This is a genomic window from Methylobacterium amylolyticum (assembly GCF_030700245.1).
Classification (GTDB): domain Bacteria; phylum Pseudomonadota; class Alphaproteobacteria; order Rhizobiales; family Beijerinckiaceae; genus Methylobacterium.
Genome location: NZ_JAUYZI010000042.1, coordinates 35,811 through 52,919 on the forward strand (window position 1 = coordinate 35,811; position 17,109 = coordinate 52,919).

Genomic DNA, 17,109 nt, shown 5'->3' on the forward strand with positions numbered 1-17,109 from the left:
GGCTTGGCATTTTGCGCTGCAGGAAGTTGTGCAACCTGTGGTGTGGCGTGGGCAGTCGCAGTCGCGTCGGCGGCTTCCGCAGATGGCGCGGGCGCAAGTGCCGGCACGGGCTGATGAGGCGCGCTCGCAAGGATCTGCACCGAGAGCGGAACCCAATTGTGCGTCGTGGCAAGATACACACATGCAACCAGTGATCCGGCCCAGACTAGGTGCTTAACTGCGTTCTCCATCCTGTCGCGCCCCAATGAAGCCGCTCAAACCCGGCATCAAGTCCTTATTGCGAACGTCGATCCGACATGTCAATGAACAGGCGGGCGTGCATCGACCTGTTGCGAAGATTTTATGGAGTCATTATGGTGACAATGGCACACAAACGTGCGTTGTATATTTTGAGCGTATTTGGAAATTACGACGGTATCATTCGGTTGATTCAATCTATTGGATGAAGCGAGTGTCAGTAAGCTCTATGCAGCGCGGTCGGCGGCGCCAGCAGTGGAATGTAGAAGCGGGCCCACGCCCAGCGATTAATCTTATGTTAAGAATTGCAACCTGCGTGATCTTACTTGAGGTTAGTGCTCTCGCTGCATCGCAGCACGCCGTCGCCAGTCCGGCGGCAACGGAACAACAGAAAAGGGGCCGATCGAGCTTTGAGTATAACGATGGAAGTCCGGAGGAAAAACGATCCTATAGACATCCGGATCTCGATGTAGACCCGACAAATCTGAAGCTGGAAGAGTTGAGGGGGCGCATCAACGGGCTGGAGGAGCGCCTGGAGCGCCTGGAACACCAGTCAAATGTTTCTTCTAACGGTTCTAGCAAGGTGCGGTAATGGCTATTCCGGATCTCAGCGGAGTGCTAGTCTCGTTGAGCGAGGTGTTTCCCCTCGCCGTCAACCTGATTTTTCTGTCGATCGCCCTGCTCGGCATCTGGTGCGGCACATCCGGGCTCTACGCACTCTACAACGTGGCCGCTGGAGAATATAAGTTTTCCAACCGGCCGGTCACCGTCGATGCGGCGGTGGGCAAGCTCGCGCTGGCGAGCGCCATGGTCGTCGCGCCGGTCCTGCTGTGGAAATTCGCCAACAGCTTCGTGCTCGGCGGCGACATCACCTACAGCATGTTCAACTACGGCGCCTCGTCGCGCGGTTCGACCTGCGACCAGATCCGGCTCGCCGTCACTTACTTCTTCATGTGCCTCGGCGCGCTCGCGTGGCTTGTCGCCGGCATCAAGCTCTACCACGCCACGACCGGTCAGCACGGCGGCTCGGGCTCGGCGTTCCTGTACCTCGTCGGCGGCACGCTTGCGTTCTTCATCAACGACGTGGCGCAACTCGTCAGCACCACGATCAAGATGGACGTATCGCTCGCGAACGTCTGTTCGATGATGGGGAGCTGACGATGCGCGTGCTCCCCGCCCCGCTAGCGGCCGCGCCGAAACAGGCCGTCGACCTCCGCGGCCAGGAAGGCGCCGAGCGGCGCCCGCGCCTCGAACGTCCGGCCGTGCTCGAGCTGCCACGCGCGGTAGCGCGACACCATCGCGGTGGCGCAGATTATGAGGCACAGGAGCAGCGCCCCCACGAGCGTGAGCCAGGAACGCGCGTAGACCGCCCAGGCGGCAGCGAGCACGCCGATGATCTCGGCCGCCACGAACAGCGTGACGGCCTGCCGCCGCTCGTGCACCGCCAGTTCCCGCACGTCGGCGCCTTCGAGGGCGAAGGTGCGGCCGAGTTCGGCCAGCGCGTACTCCGCTCCGCACTTCGGATCGTCGCACCTGCGCCGGTCGAGCGCGTCGGGCACGGCGACGAGCTGCCCGCGCCGGCAATTCGGGCAAGGCGCGTGCGTGCCGCCGAGCACCGTGCCGGTCAGACCCACGAAGCTGCGATGCTCGGGCCCGACCCGGCGCGAAAGGCGCGCGCTCACAAGCGACATGATCCCCATGGGTCCCATCCGATAAAGACGTGCCTGCGTTACGGCTTGTGTAACGACACGAGTAATGGTCGCAAGAAAAATATAGATAAAATCTTACGGGGCATCGATATGGATCGCGGCCGCATCAAGATCTTCGTTCGATTGGCGATCGCGCTTCTCGGCATGTCCGTTCTGCTTCCGGCCTGCGTCAGCACCGGTGGCAGCACCTCGGTACACGTCGATGCCAAGCTGCGCGAGCACGGGATCTAGAGCCATGCGCCTGACGGGATGGATCCTCTCCGCGGCGCTCGGCACCACTGCGCTCTGCGGCGTCGGCGCGCCGGCCAAGGCCCAGGTCGCCAATGTCTTCTGCGCCCAGAACCCGGCGGCGTGCGCCCCCGTCGCGCCCGCCTATGGCGCCGGGTACGGCGGGGCCTACGGCGCTGCCCCGACCGCCTACGCGCCGGCCTACGGCGGCTACGGGGCCAGCTACCCCGCTCCCGGCTATGGCGGTTACGGGGGCTATGGGGGCTACGGTGCGCCCGGCTACGGGGGCTATCCGCCGCCGGGCTACTACGGCCCCGGCGGCGTCGCCCAGGCCAACGCGCTCAATCAGATCGCCAATGGCCCACGCACCCTGCCCGGGGGAGACAGCCAGCCCTTCCCGGCGAATGTCGGAGACAACCAGCCGCCGCCGGCTCTCCCGCACCCGGCCAACGCCGACTTCTCGCGCTACTCGGCCGGCGTGTTCGGCGACGCCAACCGCCCGACCAAAGTCGTGCAGCGCACCGCCCGCACCGCCGGCATCCAGGACGGCTACCGCGAGGAGTCGAGGCGGATCGCCGCCTACCTCGACACGCCCGAGATCTCCGCCCGCCTCGACGCCCGCTACCCGTTTCCGGCGGTGATGGTCGGGCCGGACATCGTCGCGCCGGTGGTGTCGGAGCTGCGCGGGGTGCGCCAGACCCCGAACCGCACCCTCCTCGTCACCACGCTCGGCTCGTTCGAGATCCTGCGCGACGCCCGCGTCACCGTGCAGCCGCCCAACTGGCGCGACTATCTCACCGTCACCCCAACCCCGGAGGCGAAGACCACGTGGACCCCGCCCAAGGGGGACGTGGAGCAGGCCAACTGGGACGCAGGCTACAAGGGCGGCCTGGACGTCGGCGTGGAGCAGGCCCGCGCCGCCTTCGACGACGCCCTGGCGCGGCTCGACCGGGACTTCGCCGGCATGCGCCGCTACCAGGATCTCGCTGCCCAGGGCGCGGTCAGCCTGCCGATCGTCAAGGTCCGCGCCACCGCCCTCAAGCTCGGCTGGGACGGCCGCTCGGCCGCGGTCGACCAGCGCCTCCTCAAGATCGTCGTCGCCCCGAAATTCCAGCGCACCGCCACCGCCGCGGCGGCCCTGGCCACGGAGTGAGCCATGCTCTGGACCGGCGCCACCCGCTACCCCGAGGACGACATCGTCGTGCACGGCCGCGACGAGGTCTCCCGCCTCCTCGTCCACGCCGTCGCGATCGAAGCCTCGGACGTGATCTTCCAGTCCGGTCGGCCGGTGCTGGCCTCCGTCCACGGCCACCTCTGCGCGCTGACCCGGGTCTGGCTCCAGCCTTCGACGCTGGCGCGCATCGCCACCGAGCTGACGGCGACCGACTCGATCATGTCGAAGCTCTACTCGGGCCAGGATTTCGACCGCGCCATCACGATCGAGGACCGGGCCGGCGCTGGGCACCACGGCGAGCCGATCCGGCACCGGTTCCGCATCAACGTGACGGCGGGCTACCACGAGGGCGATGTCGGCGTGCAGATCGTCTGCCGCCACATCCCGGCCGACCCGCCCTCCGTGGCCACCCTCGGGGTCGAGGACGACGTCGTCGCCGAGTCGACGCCGGCCCAGGGCGCCGTGGTGATCGCCGGCGAGACCGGCTCGGGCAAGACCACGACGCTCGCCGCCCTGATGCGGCGCATCCTCGAGGAGCCGACGCCGATCCACGGCAACGTCCTCAGCTACGAGGCGCCGATCGAGTTCGTGTTCGAGGCCGTGCCGTCGGCGAGCTGCACCGTCATGCAGCACGAGATCGGCCTGCACCTGCCCTCGTTCGCGGCCGGCGTGCGCAACAGCCTGCGGCGCAAGCCCGCCCTCATCATGGTCGGCGAATTGCGCGACATGGACACGATCCTGGCCAGCGTCGAGGCGGCCCAGACCGGCCACCCGATCTACACCACCACCCACGCCAACGACGTGGCGCACATCCTGCGGCGCCTCACGCTGAAATTCCCGGCCGACCTGCAGGTGCAGGCCTTCCACGACGTGCTGGCGAGTACCCACCTCCTCGTCTCGCAGCTTCTGGTGCCGCGGGTTGGCGGCGGCCGGGTCTGCCTGCGCGAGTGGCAGGTCCTCACCGACCGCGTCCGCCGCGAGGTGGCGCGCGCCGGCATGGCCGAGGCCGTCGACTCGCTGCGGGCGATCATCGCGCGTGGCGAGGACGGCCGCTCGATGCGGGCTACCGTTACGGCGGCGCTGGAGCAGGGCCAGATCGACGTGAAGACCGCCCGCCGCGTCCTCGACCGCTACGGATACCGCGATGCCCGTCTCGCGGCGTAGCCTCCTCACCGGCCTCGCGGCACTCGCCGCCCTGCCCGCCTGCGGGCTCGACCGGGCCTACGCCGCGGCGCTCGCTGCTGCTGCTGCCGCGCTCCCGCCGCCCGTGCGGCTGTGGCTACGGCGCGAGGGCACCGGCGAGGAGGTGAGCGCGATCGTCCGGACTCCGGACGGCTACAACGCACGCGACCTCCTCATGCTGTCCTGGCTGCTGCGCGACGTCCGCGACGCCAGCGCGGCGGTGTGGATCGACCCGCGCCTGTTCGAGCTGCTCGCCTCGGTCCAGGTCGCGATGAGCGCCGTCCACGGCGCCGTCGTGCCGCTGATCGTCACCTCCGGCTATCGCACGCCCGGGCACAACGCCGGGATCGAGGGCGCCGCCCGGGGCTCGCTGCATCTCGCCGGCCGGGCCGTCGACCTGAAGGCCGTCGGCTACGCCCCGGACGCGGTCGCGGTCGCCGGCGCGCTGTGCGGCCGCGGCGGGGTCGGGATCTACCCGTCGTTCTGCCACCTCGACATCGGGCAGGCCCGCGTCTGGGCGGGCGGACGGAAGGCGCGGCCGGCCGGGCAGCCGGTGCCCGGCACGCCAATCACCAAGCCCGGGGAGCCCGCATGAGCGACGGTCACCTGCCCTGGCGGTGGTCCGCCGTGCCGCTGCGCTTCTTCGGCCTGCACGGCAGCATCGCGGCGTTCTTCCCGCTGCTGATCGCCACGGGACTGAGCCGATACACGTTCATCGCCCTGGCTCTGTACGCGGCGTTCCTAGCCTACTGCAATCATTGCAAGATGGGTCCGATGCGGTTCCTCAAATACCTTCGGGCAAAATTCATCGAGGGTGGCAAATGGCCCGCATTCTAGCGTCGATGCCGTTCCGGATGCGGACCGCGCTGCGCATCGCCGCCCTCGCCGGCGGCCTCGCGCTCGCCGGCGCCGCCCCGGCCGAGGCCCAGTCGAGAGGGAACAACTGCCTGGTGCGTCAGGCGGCCGACGCCGCCGTGCAGCGCCAGATCGCGCTGATCGATGCGGCGAAGGTGAACCCGAGCGCATTCTTCAACGGCCCGAACTCCTGCATCGCCGGGGATCTCCTGAAGCGCTTCGACCTCTCGAACCTGATCCCGGACCTGTCGGGGTTCCTCACCTCGGCGGCGACCAACCTCATCTCGTCGGTGATCGACGCGGCCAAGCGACAGGTTTGCCAGATCCTCGACGATCAGCTTCGCGACACGATCCGGAGCATCAATCAGCAGATGGGGAGCTTCCAGAGCTCGATCACCGGTGACCTGTTCCGGCAGCTCAATGGTTCGATCTCGCCGATCACCATCCCGAACATCAACGGCATCGGCTCGTACAACCTCATCCAGAACAGCGCGTTCGGCTCGGCGCTCAACCTGGGTCAGTCTACGCAGAGCGCGTCCCCCGTGGTGGTGCAACAGAGCGCTCCGGTACCGGCTGCTGCTCCGGCGGTCTCCGCCCCGGCGACGTCGGGCGGCAACTTCGGAGGCATGTTCCAATGATCCGCGCGGCCCTCCTCTCTGGAACCCTGGTCCTGGCGGCCTTTGGCTCTGCGCAGGCTCAGAGGCTGACCCTGCCGGTCGGCGAATGGGGGCTCCAGGGGGCGAAGGGTCCCGACTGCAACCCTGCCTTCCTCAAGATCGAGAAGGGCCAGGTTATCAAACGGCTCGGCGGTGGGGAAGGTCGTTGCCCGATCAAGAAGATTAAGAAAGAGGGCAAATACCTCATGGTCGAAGTGAAATGCGTGTACGACAAGTCGATCCCAGCAGAGCATCTGATCGAGGGGGATGACGATGACGACTCCTTCTCGCTGATCGTCAAGAGCCCGACTCTCATCCTGTTCAACAACACGCCCCATGGGCTTTGCCGTTCTGCGGCGGAGATGGGCAGATGATCCGCTCGATCCCCCATGCTCTGACGTGGATTGCTGTTGCTCTCTCCTCCGGGCCAGCCACGGCGGGGACGTGCCTCACCGCCGACATCATGAACCCGGCCGGCCAGCGGGTCTCGTCCCACTACGGTGTCAACAGAACCGGCAGGCCGGGTGCCTCGGCTGGCTATCACCAGGGCATGGATATCGTGAACAGCCAGGGTGCTGGCACGAAGATATTCTCCGGATCTTCCGGCAGTGTGTCCTATCATGGCTTTCGCGGGGGTGGCGTCATCGCTGACGTCACGTCCGGAGATACACGGTTCCTGTATCTCCACATGAACACGACCACGCTTAAGGACGGACAGTCCGGCCAGGTGGCGGCCGGCGATCAGGTCGGCACGATGGGCTGCATGGGAATGAAGCAGTGCGCCCCCCATCTCCATCTCGGCACGCTCCTCAAGGGCAGCGTCATCTCGACCACCGGCACCAACGGTCGTGTCTGGCGGATGGGGTCCGGTAAGGGCGCCAGCCCGATGACCGCCGACGCGATCAAGTCGGCCCTCCCGCAGGCCTGGTACTACGTCAACCCCGAGCCGTTCCTGCCGCGCCAGATCCCGATCTCGAACCCGTACCCGGACATGGCCGGCGGGCCACGGAGCACGACCCTGCCTCGGACCTGCGCGCCCGGCGCGAACGAAGGGGCGGCCAGCGAGACGGTGTCGCAATCGGACAGCCAGTCCCGCCAGAACGCCATCGCCAGCGCGGCCGAGAAGGCCACCGGGTCCGAGGACCACGCGGTCAAGGTCGCTAACCAGCCCAACCGCAGCCTCTACATCGAACTCGCCCGCATCAACGCCACGGAGCTGACCGCCAACACCTTCGACTACGACGCGCAGATGGATGCCGCGCTCGCCCAGCTCGTCGCCCTCTACGCCCTCGACGCCCGTCCCCCGGAGGGCAAGCCGTGAGGCGGTCCGTCCCCCTCCTCACGGCGAGCGCCGCCCTGGCCGTCGCCCTGTCGCCCCCGGCCCGGGCGCAGGGGCTGTTCCCGCAATGGGAGATCTCCCTGCAGCGCCTCCTGTCGGGCATGAAGGTGTCCGGGGCGCAGTCGAGCGCCACCGCGCTCCAGACCACCAACGGCCACAAGGCGGCGGCCGAGGCCGCAGCCTCGACCCTGGTCAGCCAGGACAACGCCCTGCGCCTCGCCCGGGCCCAACATCAGTACGGCTACGACACCGGCACGGGCTACGCCGCCTGCACGATCACCCTCGGGATCTCGCAGGAGCGCGACAGCTACGCCTCGGCCGACAAGGCCCGGCAGGCCTTCCGCGCGGCCGACGCGCGCTGGCTCACCGGCGGGGGCGACGCCGCCGCGCGCATGGGTGCCAGCCTCGATCAGCGCCGGACCTTCTACTGCTCGCCCTCCGAGCAGGAGACCGGCTGGTGCACCGGCGCCAAGCCCGGCGGCTACGGCGCCGGCGACTCCGACGCCGCGCCCTGGCTCCTCAACCGGGACTACGGCGCCGAGGAGGTGATGACGGCCGCCGACTACCTCGACGTCGTCGCTCCCCTGCCCACGGTCAAGCCCGACCCCACCACGGCGGAGCAGGACGCCGACCTCGTCCAGGCCCGGCGCCTGGGTGCGATCCTGAGCGGCGCCCGCGCCGGCCTCGTCGGCGTGATCGTCGGCGGCATGGGCGGCGACATCCGCCAGGGAGGCACGCCATGAGAACGCTTCGCCTGCCCGCGATCGGGAGCTTGAGCGCCGTCGTCGTGGCGACCGGCGCCGTCGCCCCGGCGCAAGGCCAGACCTGCTTCGGGGTCGAGGCGCGCGTCAACGTCGCGACCTCGGCCCTGACCACGGCGATCACCGGCGCGATCACCACCACCGAGGCCGCCCTGGTGGCGCAGGAGATCGCCGAGCGGGCACGCCTTCTGTCCGCGGTGAAGGTGCTCACCGCCCAGTCCGCCGCCGGCTCCGACCAGGTCTCGAACGGCTTCCGGGCGTCGAGCGAGGCGCTGGCCACCACCGTCGTCACCCAGGATCAACGCCAGGCCGTGGCGCTGGCCGCCCACCGCTACGGATCGATTGGCTACGACCCGTGCGGGTCGAACACCAAGGCGCAAGACCTCTACACGGCCCTGGCCGGGACCACCGCCGTGCGCCAGCAGATCGTCGCACCGGTCCGCGCCCAGCCCGGCCGCTACGCCGATCCGAAGGATTGGGTCGCCGATGTGAAGGCCGGCGACGCTCCCGACGGCGCCGCGCTGTACAGCGGCGACGCCGCGGCCGCCTCCAAGTTCATCAACGCGATCGTCGGCCCACCCGACCCGCAGCCGCGGATCACCACCACGACCGCCACCACCGATCTCGCCAAGCTGGAGAAGACCGGCCGGGACACGTACCGCTCGATGACCGCGGTGGTCCTCGCCGACATCGCCTCCGACTACCGGGCCGACGGCCCGGTCACGAAGGCCCGGGCGCTGTCGACGCACTGGCAGGGCAACGACGGCGGCGCGGCGTGGGCCGCCGGCGTCGCCGGCCAGCACGACCGCGGCATCATCCAGGACGCGGTGCGGATGGAGGCGGCCAACCTCGCCCTGCTCGCCCACCAGATCAGGCGCGGCATGCGCACCGAGGCCACGGCCGCGGCGCTGCTGCTCGCCATGGTCAACGCGCGCATCTCGAACACCGTGCCCGCGCCAGGCCGCGCCACCACCCCCGCGAGCTTCCAGACGCCATGATGAAGCCGGTCCTTCTCGCCGCGGCGCTGGCCGCTCTCACCCCGCCCGCAGCGGCGCAGAGCTGCTTCGTGGCCGATCCGCTCTGGATCGCGGGCCATACCAGCGCCACCACCGCCCTGAACGGCCGGGTGGCGACCATGGGCACGAACCTCGCCACCCAGCGCAGCCTCACCCTCGAGATGCTGCTCTCAGCGATGAAGGTGCAGACCGCGCAAACCGCGACCAACGGCGAGCGCGAGGTGAACCTCACCAGCAACACCCAACAGGCCGTGGCCGCCGCCCTGTCCCAGGTCGGCCAACGCCGGGCCCTGGTCGACGCCCGCGAGCAGTATTCCATCGACACCGGCCAGGGCGTGAACGCCTGCGGCTCGATCGACCTGATGAACGCGACCAACCGCGCCATGGGCAACGTCATCATGACCGGCCGGGAGACCTACCGCGGCCTCGACGTGGCGCCGGGCAAGAGCGTTCCCGTCCAACAGGCGGCGCGCGACCGGCTGCAGGATGCGACCAAGACCGACGCGGCGGTGTTCTTCGATCCGGCCGCCAGCGACGACGACCGCAAGACCGTCATCCAGGCGATGGCCGGCTTGCCGATGCCGAAGCCCACCGCCGCGATCCCGGGCGGCGAGGCCGACCTGATGATGCTGCGCGCGCGTCGGGTCGAGGCCCTGCGCTCGCCCGCCCTGGTCTCGCTCAGCGCGGTCCGGGCAATGTCGATCGCCGAGGGCCACGAGGTCGGCAGCTCTGCCCCTTCCCCGCTCGCCCAGCTCGACGCGCTGGTCGGCCAGTACGGCGGCGGGCCTCAGTACGAGGCGTGGTCGGCCGGCCTCGCCGGCCAGTCCGAGCATGGGCTTCTGATCGAGCTTACCCGCATGCGCTCGATGGCCTTGGCGCTGCGCCAGCAGCTCGTCGAGCAGCAGGCCCGCACCTCGGCCGTGCTCGGCACCATCCTGGCCGTGCAGGCCGGCGGCGACCTGTAGAGGCGCCCATGCTCCGCAGGATCACGGCCGCCGTCGGCAGCTTCACCCTTCTCGCCGCCGCGACGGCCGCCCAGGCCCAGACCACGGCGAAGGAGATGTTCACGCCGGTCCAGAACGACCTGGCGCTGGTGAACCTGCGCAAGCTGCTCGGCTGCGTGGTCGATGGCGTCTGGACCGCCGCCACCTGCAACGACGACCGGCCCCTGACCGTCGCGCTCGGATACTTCAACGTCGGCACCCTGATCGTCGCTACGATCCTCGGCTGCTACCTGCTCTACTCGCTGGTCGCCGACACGGCCAACGACGGTGAGGCGTTCGGGCGCGGGTCGAGCGCCAGGTACACCCTGCTGCGCGTGATCACCGGCGCGATCCTCAGCCTGCCGATCAAGAGCGGCCTGTCGCTCGTACAGATCCTCGTGGTGCAACTCGCCGTCTGGGGTTCGGGCTTCGGCGACACGCTCTGGGCGCGCGTCGCCGGCACCCAGCTCACCGGCATGTACGGCACCCTCGCCCAGCCGACCCACCAGAGCGGCGACTTCGTGCTGCGCGGCAAGCTCGCCGAAATCCTCATGGGGCGGCTCTACGGCTACGTCTGCGCCCAGGCGTTGCAGAAATACGCAGGCAACGTCTCCGGCCGCGACGGTGCCGCCTCGATCATCTCGCAGAAGACCGACAACATCGGATTACTTGGGTTGTCGTCGTCGAAATCGACGAGCTACCATTTCGCCGATACCAACGGATATTATCGCAAATCTGACAACTTCTGCGGTTCAGTCGTCTACGAGTACGCCAAGCTCGACCCAAAACTGCCCGACACGAAGGACGCCAACACCACCAAGGTCCTTCTCGACTGGGCTGAACAGCAGAGCCAGCGCTCCTTCCTGGCGGCTATCGACAGCCTCGACGGCGCGGCGAGCGGCATCGCCAGCACTATCACCTCCGGCACCCGCGACGATGCCGCGATCAAGACTCGCATCAAGCAGGCGATCGACGCGGCCTACAACATGGCCAACCAGAGCCTGACCCAGAGCAACAAAGCCCAGCTCGACGCAGCGTTGAAGGCCTATCTCGACAACGCGACCGGCAACGGCTGGCTCTCGGCCGCGCTCTGGCAGCGCTCGATGAGCCTCGTCCAGGTCAAGCTCCTCGCCACGTCGGCGGCCGCGACCGGCTCGATCAAGGTGGTCCCCCCAGCTAACATCACCGCCTACATCCCGTATCTCGCGCGCAGCGCCTACGCGCCGCTCGTCGAGGAGGCGCAGCGCAACCTCACCTACGTGACCTCCTTCGGCGGCTACATCGCCGCTCAAGGGTCGGGCAGCGTCGCCAGCGTCGCCAGCGACAGCCCGGCCGCGCAGGCGGACCCGTCCGACCGTTTCGCCAAGGCGCTTTCGGCGATCTACTCGGGCATCCTCTCGATCATCAGCACGTCCGATAGCCCGACATGGAAAGATCCGGTCCTCGACGTGCAGCAGATCGGGCAGATCATCGCGTATTTCGGGATCGGAGCGACGACCGCAGGGGTCGGGGCCGATTTCGCCGACTGGGCGCTGGGTTTGGTCAAATTCGACAAGGATGGTGGGCTCAGACAGGCGGCACAAGGCGCCGCCGGGTTCTTCTATTTTCTGGCTCTCATTCTCTTCGTGGCCGCCTTCATGCTGATCGGCCTCGTGCCGTTCGTCGTGATCGTCCACTTCCTGATGGCGACGTTCAACTGGTTCCTCGTCGTCGCCGAGGCGATGATCGCCGTGCCGATCTGGCTGCTGACCAAGTTCATGCCCGCCCGCTCCGACAGCTTCGTCGGCAACAGCGGCCAGGGCTACATGTTCTTCCTCGGCATCCTGCTCCGGCCGCCCCTGATCGTGATCGGCCTGCTCGTCTCGCTCCTGCTGATGCGGGTCGGCCTCGACATCACCAACGTCTTCTTCCGCGGCGCGCTGGCGATGATCGCGCCCGACGGCACCATCGCCTACGCCATGGTCGGCACCGCCGGGCTGTTCGTCTACGCCGTCGTCCTGTTCTCGATCGTCACGTTGGCCGCCGGTCAGATCAGCCTCCTGCCCGAGACCGTGCTCTCGTGGATCGGTGGGCAGATCGAGCGCCGCACCGGCAACACCGCGGCCGTCGGTGCGGCCGGCATCGTCATGCCGCACGCGCCCACGCAGATCCCAGCCCGGAATATCGGCAGGATGGTCAAGGATAGCCGCCAGGGGGACCGAACCGTGCTGGAGAAGATGCGGGTCGGCGAAGGCCGCAAAGATCCCGGAAAGGGGAAGTGATCGGTGAACGACGCCACGCCCAACGAAGTCGCCACACAGTTCGGGATCGCGGCCGCCCTCTCCTTCTCGGCGATCGCAGCCCCGTTCGTCCCCGAGGCAATCCTGGCCTACGCGGGATACCGCTACCTGCGCCACTTCACCTACGGATGGCGGACCTGGCGCGCGCCCGCGCGCGTCCCGCTCCATCTCGGCCGGCGCGGCTACCGCGATGCGACCACGCGCCGCCGCGGCGACGCCTCTTGGCCGATCGGGCTTGCTGCCACCGGTCAAGTCTGGCTCCGGCGCGAGGACCTGGTCCAGGGACTGAGCCTCCACGGCGACGATCCGGAGTGGCAGGCCCAGGCGATCGGCGCCCTCGTCTTCGGCGCCTGCCTCAACCGCATGGGCGCCATCGTCGTCCAGGGTGCTGCCAACGAGCTGCTGACCGATCAGATCGCCGAGGTGGCCAAGCCCTTCGGCCGGGACAACCAGATCGACACCCTCAACCTGGAGGGAACACCCAAGCCGCCGCTGCGGATCGCCACCTCGACCCTGGCCGCCGCCATCGCAGACCTTCGGCTCGGGCCCGAGGCCATCGCCCTGAACCAGGCGCTGATGCCGGTCCTTGAGATGCTCGCCACCCGCTACAAGCAGACCCCGCTCGCCCTCTATGGGGCCTTCATCGACAAGGATGCACTCGCCCGCCTCGTCAAAGGGGAATACGAGATCGACCAAAGCACCGTCAGCGTCGGAGACGACGCCTCGGTCGATGCTGCGGCCCTCGGAGAGGTGCTGAAGCCGCTCTCGAAGATCTCGGACGAGGACCGCGAGATTGGTCGCAAGGCTCTCGAGGTGCACGCGCCTGAGCTGGCCGGCTTGGTCTGCGTCTCGCTCACCGAGGGCTTCGAACTGCGAGATGCCATCGCGGCGGGTGGCTTGGTATGTATCAGGCCGTCCACGCCCCTGATCGCCGCCCTGGTTATCGCGCGGTGTGTCGAGACCCTGGCGACCACGGACCCGGCCCACGCCAGCCGCGCGCTCGTTCACATCGCCTACCCGGACGAACTTTCCGGCGCCTCCGCGAAGCGGTTCCGCGCCGCGGCTACGAAAGCTGGTGCCATTGGGACCCTTTCCCTCCCGGCCCGGCCGACAAATCACATCTACAAGGCCACCCGAAAGATCTGCGCGTTGCGCATCGGCAGCCATACCGGAGGCCGCGGAGGCGGCGCTGTCGCGGGCACGATTTCTTCCACGATCAAGGAGTGCTCGTTCACCCTCGACATCCAGCTACCTGAAGCGCCGGAGCCGACATCGGCGAGCGATTTGACAAATAGAGGTCTACGTTGAGAAATTAGCTCAGCTTACATGCAGGCCGCCATTTGGGTTGACAGTTTCTAGCGTGGCAGCGGAGATGCCTTTTCGCCGGCTTCCACCATCCTCGAACGGTACGAGCGCATCAACGGCGCGGGCGACTGGAGAGGCTTCCGAGCAGGTTGCGACGCGGCTGCGTTTGCGGCGTTGACGTGTGAAGGAGCCGCTGATGCCTTCAGCGTTGTTCCTGGACCTGCGCGAGCGCGTCGCGGCGGCCTTGGCCAAGGGAGCGTCCTGCCTTCAGGGTGCCGCGCGCTTCAAGTTCAGCGTATCGAGCGCCTGCCGCTGGTCGGAGCGCTTCCGCTAGGACGGCCACGTCGCCCTCTAGTACCGCCTCGCCGTCGCGGAGCTGCGGATCCCGCGCTTGCGGGAACGGTGGGAGGATATCCCGCTGCTGTTCGAAGTTATCGCGTCTCAGGCCACCGAGGCGCACGGCCGGACGATGTGTCCCCTCAGCGCCCGGCTCATGCAGGACCTCGTGGCACGTCCCTGGCCCGGCAACGTCCGCGAATTGTGCAACGCCGCGGAGCGCTACGCCGTACCCATCCGCCGGAGGCCGCCTTGTGTGAGGTCGGGGCGGGGCTGAAGTCCTAGGGGTATCCCTAGGAGTAGTCCTATGCTGTCGCGGGTTGAGGTGATCACGTCGGTGGAGCGTCGGCGGCGCTGGTCGCGGGCCGAGAAGGAGCGCTTGGTCGCCGCGTCGTTCGAGCCGGGCGTGTCCGTGTCCGAGGTGGCGCGTATCGCGGGCCTGCATGTCTCGCAGCTGTTCCGCTGGCGGAAGATGCTGTGCGCGGGTTCGGCGTCGGGCTTCCTGCCGGTGACGGTCGCGCCGACGCCTGATCCCCAGCCTGAGGCGACGTCCGAGTTGCCCTCCGAGACGCCCACGCGGCGGTCGCGGATACGCAGCCCACATCGTGCCGGGGCGATCGAGATCACCCTGCCGGGCGGCGAGCGCGTGCGAGCCGAGGGGTCGGTCGACCCCGACCTGCTGGACCGGGTGCTGGCGGCGCTGAGGGCGCGATGATCCCCGTCCCCACCGGCGTGCGGGTCTGGCTGGCGACCGGCCACACCGACATGAGGAAGGGCTTCCCCAGCTTGGCGCTGCAGGTGCAGGAGGTGCTGCGCCGCGATCCCTTGGGCGGACACCTGTTCTGCTTCCGCGGTCGCCGCGGCGACCTGCTGAAGGTGATCTGGCACGACGGCCAGGGCGCGTGCCTGTTCACGAAGCGGCTGGAACGGGGCCGCTTCCTGTGGCCGAGCCCGGCTGACGGCGCGGTGACGATCTCGGCGGCTCAGCTCGGCTACCTGCTCTCGGGCATCGACTGGCGCCATCCCCAGGAGACGTGGCGGCCCAGCTCGGTCGGATGACGCTCGGCCTTTGCAGCGGCGGACGGGCGTGATTCCCTCAGCCCGTGACCCACGCCCCTGAGTCGCTGCCCGCCGACCTCGCCGCCGCGCACGCCATGATCCTGGCCGAGCGTGCCGCGCGCTTGGCCGCGGAGGCGGAGCGATCGAGTGGCGCAGCGCTGATCGCGCATCTGAAGCTGCAGATCGAGAAGCTGCGGCGCGAGCTCTACGGCACCCGCTCGGAGCGCACCGCGCGGCTGCTCGATCAGATGGAGCTCGAACTCGAAGAGTTGGAGGCGGCCGCCACCGAAAACGCACTCGCCGCCGAGGCGGCGCTGGCAGGAACGCCGGGCGCCGCGCGTCCGCGCCGAGCACTATCGCGCGAGCCGTTCCCCGCCCATCTGCCACGCGAGCGGGTCGTCATCCCCGCGCCGAGCGCGTGCCCGTGCTGCGGCTCGGCCAAGCTGTCGAGGCTCGGTGAGGACGTGACCGAGACGCTGGAGGTGGTCCCGCGCTCGTGGAAGGTGATCCAGACGGTGCGCGAGCGCTTCTCGTGCCGGGCGTGCGAGACGATCACGCAGCCGCCCGCGCCCTTCCACGTCACGCCGCGCGGCTTTGCCGGGCCGAACCTCCTGGCGATGATCCTGTTCGAGAAGTTCGGCCAGCATCAGCCGCTGAACCGCCAGAGCGAGCGCTTCGCCCGGGAGGGGATCGCGCTGTCCGTCTCGACGCTGGCCGACCAGGTCGGCGCCTGCACGGCGGCGCTCGCGCCCCTGCACGGGCTGATCGCGGCGCATGTCCTGGCGGGCGAGCGCTTGCACGGCGACGACACCACGGTGCCGATCCTGGCCAAGGGGCGCACGACCACCGGCCGGATCTGGACCTACGTGCGCGACGACCGCCCGTTCGGCGGACCGGACCCGCCGGCGGCGCTGTTCTACGCCTCGCGCGACCGGGCCGGCGCGCATCCCGAGGCTCACCTGAGCAGGTTCGCCGGCATCCTGCAGGCGGACGCCTACGGCGGCTACAACCGCCTCTACGATCCTGCGCGTCCGCGAGGGGCGATCACCTCGGCGCTCTGCTGGGCGCATGCCCGGCGCGGGTTCTTCGCGCTGGCCGACGTCGCGGCGAACGCGCGGCGGGGCAGGACGGCGACGGTGATCTCGCCGATCGCGCTGGAGGCGGTGCGGCGCATCGACGTGTTGTTCGCGATCGAGCGCGGGATCAACGGTCGCCCGGCCGGCGAGCGCCTGCGCGTGCGCCGTTCCGAGAGCGCGCCGCTCGTGGCCGAGTTCGAGGCGTGGTTGCGCGACCACCGCTCCCGGCTATCGCGCTCCTCCACTGTCGCCGAGCCGATCGACTACCTGCTGCGGCGCTGGCCGGCCTTCACCCGCTTCCTCGACGACGGGCGGATCTGCCTGACCAACAACGCCGCCGAGCGCGCGCTGAGGGGTTTTGCCCTCGGACGGAAGGCGTGGTTGTTTGCCGGTTCGGAGCGAGGCGCCGAGCGGGCGGCGGCGATGGCGACGCTGATCGTGACGGCCAAGCTCAACGCGATCGATCCGCAGGCTTGGCTCGCCGACGTTCTCACCCGTATCGCCGATTACCCCGCCCCTCGACTGCACGAACTTCTGCCGTGGCATTGGCGGTCAGCGACCGCTCCGCTTGCCGAGGCTGCCTGAGCATTCTCGCCAGCCACCCTCGACCCTGACGAGACGATCGGGCCGCGACGGAAGGGAGCCGATGCAGCGCAATAAGGTGAGCACCGTGTTCACGCTGGCCAGGGTCGCCGCCGACCTCGGACAGGATGAAGACGCCCTGTTCGACATCATCGTCGACATGGAACCCGAGGACGGCCTGATCTGGGTCCACGGCTCCGGCGACGAGGCGTACCCAGCGTTTACCAACGATGGGATCGACGAACTGAAAGAGCGGATCGCCGCCCATACGGCGGAAAGTGATCTGCTCCCGCCGAAACCGTAGCTCCCGCGTCCTTCACCGGATGGATACG

The 17,109-nt window shown here is 68.8% G+C and carries 20 protein-coding genes and 1 pseudogene; 20 read left to right on the forward strand and 1 reads right to left on the reverse strand.

Annotation, left to right across the window (positions count from 1 at the left end; genetic code table 11):
- Window positions 1-873: 873 nt before the first annotated feature.
- Window positions 874-1,395, forward strand: coding sequence for a hypothetical protein (locus Q8W71_RS24405; protein ID WP_305528028.1), 522 nt, complete (start codon window positions 874-876; stop codon window positions 1,393-1,395).
- Between the two features lie 23 nt (window positions 1,396-1,418).
- On the opposite strand, the gene Q8W71_RS24410 is transcribed toward Q8W71_RS24405, so the two are convergent.
- Window positions 1,419-1,928, reverse strand: a complete 510-nt coding sequence (locus Q8W71_RS24410) for a hypothetical protein (protein WP_305528013.1) — start codon at window positions 1,926-1,928, stop codon at window positions 1,419-1,421.
- 108 nt (window positions 1,929-2,036) lie between these two features.
- On the opposite strand from Q8W71_RS24410, the gene Q8W71_RS24415 reads away from it, so the two are divergent.
- From Q8W71_RS24415 to Q8W71_RS24500, 19 genes and pseudogenes are all read left to right on the forward strand, one after another.
- A complete protein-coding gene (locus Q8W71_RS24415; RefSeq protein ID WP_305528014.1) occupies window positions 2,037-2,177 on the forward strand; it encodes a hypothetical protein in 141 nt (46 codons plus the stop codon).
- Between the two features lie 4 nt (window positions 2,178-2,181).
- Window positions 2,182-3,327 carry a type IV secretory system conjugative DNA transfer family protein gene (locus Q8W71_RS24420; RefSeq protein ID WP_305528015.1) on the forward strand — a complete coding sequence of 382 codons (1,146 nt, stop codon included), beginning with the start codon at window positions 2,182-2,184 and terminating at the stop codon, window positions 3,325-3,327.
- Window positions 3,328-3,330: 3 nt separating this feature from the next.
- Window positions 3,331-4,512, forward strand: a complete 1,182-nt coding sequence (locus Q8W71_RS24425) for a type IV pilus twitching motility protein PilT (RefSeq protein ID WP_305528016.1) — start codon at window positions 3,331-3,333, stop codon at window positions 4,510-4,512.
- Complete coding sequence (locus Q8W71_RS24430; protein WP_305528017.1) at window positions 4,493-5,125, forward strand: YcbK family protein; 633 nt, start codon at window positions 4,493-4,495, stop codon at window positions 5,123-5,125. The genes Q8W71_RS24425 and Q8W71_RS24430 overlap by 20 nt, the downstream gene beginning before the upstream one ends.
- Complete coding sequence (locus tag Q8W71_RS24435; RefSeq protein WP_305528018.1) at window positions 5,122-5,367, forward strand: hypothetical protein; 246 nt, start codon at window positions 5,122-5,124, stop codon at window positions 5,365-5,367. The genes Q8W71_RS24430 and Q8W71_RS24435 overlap by 4 nt, the downstream gene beginning before the upstream one ends.
- A gap of 17 nt (window positions 5,368-5,384) precedes the next feature.
- On the forward strand, window positions 5,385-6,023 hold the full coding sequence (locus Q8W71_RS24440; protein WP_305528019.1) for a hypothetical protein: 639 nt from the start codon (window positions 5,385-5,387) through the stop codon (window positions 6,021-6,023).
- On the forward strand, window positions 6,020-6,415 hold the full coding sequence (locus Q8W71_RS24445; RefSeq protein WP_305528020.1) for a hypothetical protein: 396 nt from the start codon (window positions 6,020-6,022) through the stop codon (window positions 6,413-6,415). Before Q8W71_RS24440 ends, Q8W71_RS24445 begins: the two co-directional genes overlap by 4 nt.
- 176 nt (window positions 6,416-6,591) lie before the next feature.
- A complete protein-coding gene (locus Q8W71_RS24450) occupies window positions 6,592-7,362 on the forward strand; it encodes a M23 family metallopeptidase (protein WP_305528029.1) in 771 nt (256 codons plus the stop codon).
- Window positions 7,359-8,123, forward strand: coding sequence for a hypothetical protein (locus Q8W71_RS24455; protein ID WP_305528021.1), 765 nt, complete (start codon window positions 7,359-7,361; stop codon window positions 8,121-8,123). The genes Q8W71_RS24450 and Q8W71_RS24455 overlap by 4 nt, the downstream gene beginning before the upstream one ends.
- Window positions 8,120-9,139, forward strand: a complete 1,020-nt coding sequence (locus Q8W71_RS24460) for a hypothetical protein (RefSeq protein ID WP_305528022.1) — start codon at window positions 8,120-8,122, stop codon at window positions 9,137-9,139. The genes Q8W71_RS24455 and Q8W71_RS24460 overlap by 4 nt, the downstream gene beginning before the upstream one ends.
- Entirely contained in the window at window positions 9,136-10,122 is a 987-nt protein-coding gene (locus Q8W71_RS24465) for a hypothetical protein (RefSeq protein ID WP_305528023.1), read from the forward strand. Before Q8W71_RS24460 ends, Q8W71_RS24465 begins: the two co-directional genes overlap by 4 nt.
- A gap of 8 nt (window positions 10,123-10,130) precedes the next feature.
- Window positions 10,131-12,401 (forward strand): DotA/TraY family protein, encoded by a 2,271-nt coding sequence (locus Q8W71_RS24470; protein ID WP_305528024.1) that lies wholly within the window; start codon window positions 10,131-10,133, stop codon window positions 12,399-12,401.
- A 3-nt stretch (window positions 12,402-12,404) separates the two neighbouring features.
- Window positions 12,405-13,727: a hypothetical protein gene (locus Q8W71_RS24475; RefSeq protein WP_305528025.1), complete on the forward strand. Its 1,323-nt coding sequence runs from the start codon at window positions 12,405-12,407 to the stop codon at window positions 13,725-13,727.
- A 193-nt stretch (window positions 13,728-13,920) separates the two neighbouring features.
- Window positions 13,921-14,052, forward strand: a pseudogene (locus tag Q8W71_RS24480) (IS630 family transposase); the annotation flags it as partial.
- A gap of 105 nt (window positions 14,053-14,157) precedes the next feature.
- Complete coding sequence (locus Q8W71_RS33080; protein WP_458351520.1) at window positions 14,158-14,337, forward strand: AAA-type ATPase lid domain-containing protein; 180 nt, start codon at window positions 14,158-14,160, stop codon at window positions 14,335-14,337.
- A 30-nt stretch (window positions 14,338-14,367) separates the two neighbouring features.
- Window positions 14,368-14,775, forward strand: coding sequence for an IS66-like element accessory protein TnpA (gene tnpA, locus Q8W71_RS33085; protein ID WP_458351519.1), 408 nt, complete (start codon window positions 14,368-14,370; stop codon window positions 14,773-14,775).
- Window positions 14,772-15,119 carry an IS66 family insertion sequence element accessory protein TnpB gene (gene tnpB, locus Q8W71_RS24490; RefSeq protein WP_305528026.1) on the forward strand — a complete coding sequence of 116 codons (348 nt, stop codon included), beginning with the start codon at window positions 14,772-14,774 and terminating at the stop codon, window positions 15,117-15,119. The genes tnpA and tnpB overlap by 4 nt, the downstream gene beginning before the upstream one ends.
- A 95-nt stretch (window positions 15,120-15,214) precedes the next feature.
- Window positions 15,215-16,780 (forward strand): IS66 family transposase, encoded by a 1,566-nt coding sequence (tnpC, locus tag Q8W71_RS24495; RefSeq protein WP_305528030.1) that lies wholly within the window; start codon window positions 15,215-15,217, stop codon window positions 16,778-16,780.
- Between the two features lie 61 nt (window positions 16,781-16,841).
- A complete protein-coding gene (locus tag Q8W71_RS24500; RefSeq protein WP_305528027.1) occupies window positions 16,842-17,081 on the forward strand; it encodes a hypothetical protein in 240 nt (79 codons plus the stop codon).
- Window positions 17,082-17,109 lie beyond the last annotated feature (28 nt).

What these genes read in the sequence shown, in the direction of transcription:
- Q8W71_RS24410 (WP_305528013.1), bottom strand. Translation starts at nt 1,928, where the DNA reads ATGTCGCTTGTGAGCGCGCGCCTTTCGCGCCGGGTCGGGCCCGAGCAT.
- Q8W71_RS24415 (WP_305528014.1), top strand. Translation starts at nt 2,037, where the DNA reads ATGGATCGCGGCCGCATCAAGATCTTCGTTCGATTGGCGATCGCGCTT.
- Q8W71_RS24420 (WP_305528015.1), top strand. Translation starts at nt 2,182, where the DNA reads ATGCGCCTGACGGGATGGATCCTCTCCGCGGCGCTCGGCACCACTGCG.
- Q8W71_RS24425 (WP_305528016.1), top strand. Translation starts at nt 3,331, where the DNA reads ATGCTCTGGACCGGCGCCACCCGCTACCCCGAGGACGACATCGTCGTG.
- Q8W71_RS24430 (WP_305528017.1), top strand. Translation starts at nt 4,493, where the DNA reads ATGCCCGTCTCGCGGCGTAGCCTCCTCACCGGCCTCGCGGCACTCGCC.
- Q8W71_RS24435 (WP_305528018.1), top strand. Translation starts at nt 5,122, where the DNA reads ATGAGCGACGGTCACCTGCCCTGGCGGTGGTCCGCCGTGCCGCTGCGC.
- Q8W71_RS24440 (WP_305528019.1), top strand. Translation starts at nt 5,385, where the DNA reads ATGCGGACCGCGCTGCGCATCGCCGCCCTCGCCGGCGGCCTCGCGCTC.
- Q8W71_RS24445 (WP_305528020.1), top strand. Translation starts at nt 6,020, where the DNA reads ATGATCCGCGCGGCCCTCCTCTCTGGAACCCTGGTCCTGGCGGCCTTT.
- Q8W71_RS24450 (WP_305528029.1), top strand. Translation starts at nt 6,592, where the DNA reads ATGGATATCGTGAACAGCCAGGGTGCTGGCACGAAGATATTCTCCGGA.
- Q8W71_RS24460 (WP_305528022.1), top strand. Translation starts at nt 8,120, where the DNA reads ATGAGAACGCTTCGCCTGCCCGCGATCGGGAGCTTGAGCGCCGTCGTC.
- Q8W71_RS24465 (WP_305528023.1), top strand. Translation starts at nt 9,136, where the DNA reads ATGATGAAGCCGGTCCTTCTCGCCGCGGCGCTGGCCGCTCTCACCCCG.
- Q8W71_RS24470 (WP_305528024.1), top strand. Translation starts at nt 10,131, where the DNA reads ATGCTCCGCAGGATCACGGCCGCCGTCGGCAGCTTCACCCTTCTCGCC.
- tnpA (WP_458351519.1), top strand. Translation starts at nt 14,368, where the DNA reads ATGCTGTCGCGGGTTGAGGTGATCACGTCGGTGGAGCGTCGGCGGCGC.
- tnpB (WP_305528026.1), top strand. Translation starts at nt 14,772, where the DNA reads ATGATCCCCGTCCCCACCGGCGTGCGGGTCTGGCTGGCGACCGGCCAC.
- tnpC (WP_305528030.1), top strand. Translation starts at nt 15,215, where the DNA reads ATGATCCTGGCCGAGCGTGCCGCGCGCTTGGCCGCGGAGGCGGAGCGA.
- Q8W71_RS24500 (WP_305528027.1), top strand. Translation starts at nt 16,842, where the DNA reads ATGCAGCGCAATAAGGTGAGCACCGTGTTCACGCTGGCCAGGGTCGCC.